The following is a 5,951-nucleotide window of genomic DNA, read 5'->3' as shown; positions in this document are numbered from 1 at the left end:
CGCCTTACGCGCTTTCGAGGCGCGCTCCTTCGACCGCTCGGACATCTACCCGAATGAAAGTGTAATTTAAGCCAAAAATGGCTTAATAACAGATTTAAAAATAAAATTCTGCGTGAAATTTCGCCTGATTTTGCGAGCGGGGGTTGAAATTTGCGGCGCAAATTTAGATTTCGTTTTAAATCCACGGCTTAAGGTGCGGCCCGGTGCGGTTTTCGGAATAAAATTTGCTTTCGCGCATAGTTTTCGGCACGGAATTTTACCGCTTTATGGATGAAATTTTACGCAAAAACTCATCGTCGCGGCGGCGAAAAATCACTCGCCGTTTATAAATTTCATGCGCCGCCCTACAAAACCGAGATAAAAATTTTGATCTCGTCTCCGCCGTAAAACTCAAAATCCGTTCCAAACGCTCTTTTTAGTTCGCCGGCCTCAAAAAAGCTCCAAATTTTGCTCCAAAACTTTGCTACGTTTTGCGGCTCATTTGGAAAGCTAAAAACGGCGTATTTGTCGCTTTTGATCTCCAAGGCTTCGTCGCTGCGGGGCGCTTTGGTGCCGATAAAGATATCGTAAAGCCCGTCGGCGCCCTCTTCGTAATCGTAATAGACGCCGTAAATCTCGCTCCGCCCGTCATAGCACTCTTTCATAAATTTCGCCCACAGCGCGGGAATTTTGCCGCTTCCGCCTAGCTCGTCCGCGTTTTTCGTGCGGGCTTTTAGCCCGTAAATTTTAAATCCGTCTAAATATGAAATTTTGATTTTTTCGCTCAAATTTTACCCTTTTCGCTACTGCTCTAAAAGCTCCCTTGCTTCTTTTGCGATCGCGACGTCGGTGAAGCCGAAAAGCTTAAATAGCTCGTTTGCGTTGCCGCTTTCGCCGAAGCTTTGCATGCCGTGTACCGCGTCTGCAAATTTATACCATTCAAGCGCGCTTGCGGCCTCGACGGCTAAAATTTTAGTTTGCGGCTCTAGGATTTGCGCCAAATAATCTGCGTCCTGCTCGCACAAAAGCTCGAAGCACGGCGCGCTTACGACGTTTGCGCCGATGCCTTGCTCTTGCAGGATTGCCGCTGCTTTTAGGCAGAGCGAGACTTCGCTGCCGCTTGCGATGAGCGTGATTTGCGCCTCTTTGCTCTGCCTTAGCAGATACGCGCCGTTTTGCACGTCACCCAAGACCGCCTTAGGTAGCGGCTCAAGCCCTTGGCGCGAGCAGACGAACGCCGCGGGCGCATTCAGAGCAAGCGCCGTGCGCCAGCATTTTACGTTTTCGTTGCCGTCTGCGGGGCGGAAGGTGTAGAAGCCAGGCATCGCGCGGAAGGTGCTAAGCTGCTCTATAGGCTCGTGCGTCGGTCCGTCCTCGCCCACGCCGATGCTGTCGTGCGTGAAGACGAAATAGTGTCGCAAGCCCATCAGCGCCGCAAGTCTAGCGCCCGTTTTGAGATAATCGCTGAAGATAAAAAACGTCGCGCTAAACGGGATGAAAAGCCCGTATCTCGCAAAGGCGTTGCCGATCGCCGCCATCGCGTGCTCGCGGATGCCGAAGTGCAAATTTTTGCCGCATGGAAAGTCGCCGCCGCCTTTTAGCTCGGTCTTATTCGACGCCGCCAAATCGGCGCTTCCGCCCAAAAAGCCGGGCACCGCGTTTGCGATAGCGTTTAAAATTTTACCGTTGCTATCGCGCGTGGCGACCTTAAGCCCGCTAAAATCAGGGAATTCTATCTTGCTAAAATCGGGATTTAAAAGCTCGTTTAAAAGCGCTCTTTTTTCATCGCTTAGCTTCGCAAGCTTCTCCTTCCAAAGCCGCTCTTCCAAATCGCCCTTTTCGACTGCGGCGCGCGTCGCAAAAAGTACGTCCTCGCTTACGACGAAGCTTTGGGCTGGATCAAAGCCCAGGCTTTGCTTAGCGCGCGCAAGCAGCTCCTCTCCAAGCGGCGCGCCGTGCGTCTTGGCCGTGCCCTCAAGCTCAAGCGCACCCTTGCCGATCGTGGTATTTGCGATGATGAGGTAGGGCTTGGTTTTATTTTTGACCTCGTCAAGGACAAATTCTATCTGATCGAAATTATGCCCGTCGATGCGCGCGACTTCAAAGCCTTGCGCTTCAAATCGCACCTTTACGTCCTCAAACCACGCAATATCGGTGCTACCGTCGATCGTGATGCCATTAGAATCATAGATTATCGTAAGATTGTCGAGGTTATGTCTGCCCGCAAGCGCGCACGCTTCGTAGCTGATGCCCTCCTGTAGATCGCCGTCGCCGCAGAAGCAATAGACGCGGTGATCGATGATCTCGTTTCCTTCCTCGTTGAGCAGATATGCGGCGTATTTTGCGGCCATCGCAAATCCGACCGCGTTAGCGACGCCTTGCCCGAGCGGTCCAGTAGCGATCTCGACGCCCGGAGTGGTGATCTCCGGGTGACCGGGTGTTTTGGAGTGCAGACGCCTGAAGCTTTTCAGATCATCCATGCTCAGATCGTATCCGCTAAGGTAGAGGTAACTATACACGAGCGCGCTTGCGTGTCCGCCCGAGAATACGACGCGGTCGCGGTTCAGCCACGCGGGATTTTTGGGGTTGTGGCGGACCTTGCTCATAAAGACGCTCATTACGTCGCTTAGCCCCATCGGCGTGCCGGGATGGCCCGAGTTGGCGCTTTGGATCATATCCGCGCTTAGAAATTTGATCGTGTTTGAAATTTTACTTAGCTGCTCGCTCGACATTTTTCATCCTTTCAGGTATTTTTCTATCAAATTTAAAACCAAATCGCGTAGGCTTGCATCATAGCCGCTCATCGCGCCACTTACCTCGTCTATTAAGCGCTGCTTGTAGCTCCTCGCGCCCGCAAGTCCGAGTAAATTTACGAAGGAATTTTTCGCGCCGTCCGCTCCTACGGGCTTGCCTGCGCTTGCCTCGTCGCCCGTGACGTCGATGATATCATCCTCGATCTGAAATATGAGCCCTAGCTTCAGTCCGATCTTATAAAGCTCATGCGAAAGCTCGTCCTTTAGCCCGCCGATTATGGCGCCTAGCTCAAACGCCACTGCGATGAGCGCGCCCGTTTTGTGCAGATGCAAAAACTCAAGCTCGCTTTGCTTTAGCGGGCTGTTTTCAAAACGGCAATCGATCGCCTGACCGAGCACCATACCGCTGCTGCCTGCATTTCGCGCTAGAGTTTTAATGCATTTTATCTTGATCTCGTCGCTTAGGTTCGCGCTCGCGGCGATCAAAAACGCGTCTGTATTTAGCGCGTCGCCCACCAAAATCGCCGTGACCTCGTCGTATTTTTTATGCAGGCTCGGCCGTCCGCGGCGTAGATCCGCATCGTCCATCGCGGGCAGATCGTCGTGGATTAGCGAGTAGGTGTGGATCATCTCAAGCGCCATCGCGATCGCCAACGCGCCCTCAAAGCGTCGCTCATCTACCGCCGAAACGACGCCTAGCAACAGCTGCGCGCGAAAGTGCTTGCCGCCCGCTTGCAGCATGTAATTGAGCGCCTCCTCGAAATACGGATGAAAGCTCGGCGCCTTCAGCTCGTTTTGCTTCAAGTAATCTTTAAATTTTTCTAAAATATCCATCAAATTCCTATCGCATGGTTGGGCTTTAAAGCCGCTTTTTACGCGTGGCTCGTTCGGCTGCTTTTACTTTGTTTATACTTATCAGTTTTTACGCTCATTTTGCTTGTCGCGCTTGTACTTTTTACTGCCAGTTTTATGACATTTGGTTGCGTCTTGCGCGTCGCTAAAATTTTATCTCTTTTGTATTTGCACAGAGGTAAAACAATCGAAGCGCGTCGCGACCGCCGCTTGTAAATTTTAAACTCTCCGATCGGCTGTTTGGCAAATTCTAAAACTATAAAATTTTGAAATTTCATCCGACCGATCTGTTTAACTTTACCACCTTAGCCCTTATCGCCGAGCAGATCGCCTAGGCCGCCGAGCCCTCCTAGCATGGACGCTGCGACGCCTTTCTTTTCATTTTCGACGAGTTTTATCGCGTCGCCTATCGCCGAGATCAGTAGGATCTGCAAGCTTTCCTTGTCGCTAAAAAGGCTGTCGTCGATACTTAGATCAAGCACCTCGCCCGCGCCGTTTAGCCTGATGGCGACCATGCCTGCGCCCGATTTTACGGTAAATTCCTTGCGCGCATTTTCCTCCTCGATCTGCTTAGCCTTGGCCTGCATCTGATCGAGCATCTGCCCCATTTTCGAAAAATCCATTCCTTCGAACATCAAAAATCCTTTAAATTTTGGCTATTTTAGCAAATTTAAGCTAAATTTAGCGTTTGACTTGGCGTTGCGAGTTTTGTTCTCAGATTTGATTTTGCGGCGGGCGCGTGCAGTCAAAAAGTGGCTTAAAATTTAGCTTGGGCGGGTAAAATTTAAACAAGAGGCGCCGTTAAAGCTTGGCGATGAAATTTATTTTAAAAGGAGCTAAAAATGGGCGATTGGGGCTACAAGGCGTACGAAAACGACGAGGCGGCGGATTGGTTTGCTAGATTTTGGGAGAGCAAAAATTTCGACTTGCTGCAAAGCACGGCAGCGAATTTCGATCCGAGAAACGAAAACTACGATGAAATCAGGGCAGTCGCGTATATTTTGGAGCGTTTCGGTTCGCCGTATGCGTGTCCGTCGGATTTTTTAGATAAATTGCAACCGACTATCCGGAAAGTCGTTGCGATTTTAGAAAATATGATCGACCCGCCAAGCGACGAATGGGTTTTTCTTGAAATTTGGGAAAGCTCGCCGCAGATAATAACCGAAATAAGGCGCCAAATCACGGAGCTAAAAGAGCATTTAGGTAGTGCGGGCGAGGCAGGCGCTAAATTTGGATCATGTCGGCAAATTTAAAAGCCGAGCGCAAAGCGAAACAAAATAAGCACATAAATCAAGACCGCCCGAACGAATGAGCATCAGATATCTTTAAACTCCGCCGCGACCGATTTTTCCAGATTTTCCGCCTTACCCAGGATCGTTATCGCCTTTTGCCTGCACCTGTTCACGCATCTGTAGCAAATCGTGCAACGCTCGCCAAATCTCGCCTTGCCGTGCGTGATTTTTATATTTTGCATCGGACAGGATTTTGCGCACTCGCCGCATCCGCTGCAGCGCGCCGTATCCAGGCTCGGTTTGCGCCTGGCAAACGGAGTTTTGTCCCAAATTTTCATCCATAGCCGCTGCCCCAAAAGCCCCGCGATACGGCATAGCACGCCTAGCCCTTCTTGCGGCGGTTTACCCGCGGCAAATGCCTCTGAGACGCGCTCTAGCTTGGCGTTTGCCTCTTTGATCAGGCGCTCGTTTTTCTGCGCCGAGTAGCTAAAAATCGCCACGTCGAGGATAAACGCGGGCATTCTGATGTGTGCGCCGCCCGTTATCTTCGCGCCCGCTCGCCTTAGAATCCTAGCCGCGCAGCCCGCTCCGTCGCCGCTAAAAATCTCCATCGTGGCGATGATGAAGATGTTTTTGCCGCGAAAATTCGCGCTATTTTCGCAAATGAACTCGCGCACGATCTGCGGTAGGTCGCTAAAATAAACGGGATAGGCGAGAATGATGTCGTCGTGGCGCTTTAACAGCTCGCCGCAGCCCTCATCCTCGATCGAAATCGCGGGGATATCGCCGCCCAGACGCTCTATAAATCTCTCTACGCAATGCTTCGTGTTGCCCGTGGAGCTGAAATAAATCGCTATCATTTTGCGAATCCTTTTAAATTTAGGCGCTAAATTTTGCCGACCGAGTCAAATTTAACGCCAAACGGCGGCAAAATTTTAATAAATTCATATTCGGCACGCTTCCCTTTCGTCCGTTTGCCAACGACGGACGCGTACATTCACTTAAATTTTACCGCAAATTTGGCAAATTTATTTTTGAAATTTCCCCAAACGCGGTAGTTCTTGAAAAAATTTATCTCAGATGGGCTCAAATTCGCACTATGCTGTAATTTTTGCGCTTTATAGGCAAGGCCCAA

General features: G+C 50.6%; 6 protein-coding genes. 1 reads left to right on the top strand and 5 read right to left on the bottom strand.

Features of this window, described 5'->3' with window-relative positions:
* Positions 1-344: 344 nt before the first annotated feature.
* The 4 genes from Q0438_RS05035 to Q0438_RS05020 all read right to left on the bottom strand — a co-directional run bounded on the left by Q0438_RS05035 (position 345) and on the right by Q0438_RS05020 (position 4,219).
* Positions 345-755, bottom strand: coding sequence for a GyrI-like domain-containing protein (locus tag Q0438_RS05035; protein WP_299188072.1), 411 nt, complete (start codon positions 753-755; stop codon positions 345-347).
* 27 nt (positions 756-782) lie between these two features.
* Positions 783-2,711 carry a transketolase gene (tkt, locus tag Q0438_RS05030; protein ID WP_299188070.1) on the bottom strand — a complete coding sequence of 643 codons (1,929 nt, stop codon included), beginning with the start codon at positions 2,709-2,711 and terminating at the stop codon, positions 783-785.
* A gap of 3 nt (positions 2,712-2,714) precedes the next feature.
* Positions 2,715-3,566 carry a polyprenyl synthetase family protein gene (locus Q0438_RS05025; RefSeq protein WP_299188068.1) on the bottom strand — a complete coding sequence of 284 codons (852 nt, stop codon included), beginning with the start codon at positions 3,564-3,566 and terminating at the stop codon, positions 2,715-2,717.
* Between the two features lie 323 nt (positions 3,567-3,889).
* Complete coding sequence (locus Q0438_RS05020; protein ID WP_299188066.1) at positions 3,890-4,219, bottom strand: YbaB/EbfC family nucleoid-associated protein; 330 nt, start codon at positions 4,217-4,219, stop codon at positions 3,890-3,892.
* Between the two features lie 207 nt (positions 4,220-4,426).
* Between Q0438_RS05020 and Q0438_RS05015 the strand changes: the two genes are divergently transcribed.
* Positions 4,427-4,837: a hypothetical protein gene (locus Q0438_RS05015; RefSeq protein ID WP_299188064.1), complete on the top strand. Its 411-nt coding sequence runs from the start codon at positions 4,427-4,429 to the stop codon at positions 4,835-4,837.
* A gap of 62 nt (positions 4,838-4,899) precedes the next feature.
* On the opposite strand, the gene Q0438_RS05010 is transcribed toward Q0438_RS05015, so the two are convergent.
* Entirely contained in the window at positions 4,900-5,676 is a 777-nt protein-coding gene (locus tag Q0438_RS05010; RefSeq protein ID WP_299188062.1) for an EFR1 family ferrodoxin, read from the bottom strand.
* Between the last annotated feature and the right edge of the window lie 275 nt (positions 5,677-5,951).

Origin of the sequence: uncultured Campylobacter sp. (assembly GCF_938030785.1) — a bacterium.
GTDB lineage: Bacteria > Campylobacterota > Campylobacteria > Campylobacterales > Campylobacteraceae > Campylobacter_B.
This window is presented reverse-complemented; position numbering and strand designations above follow the sequence as displayed.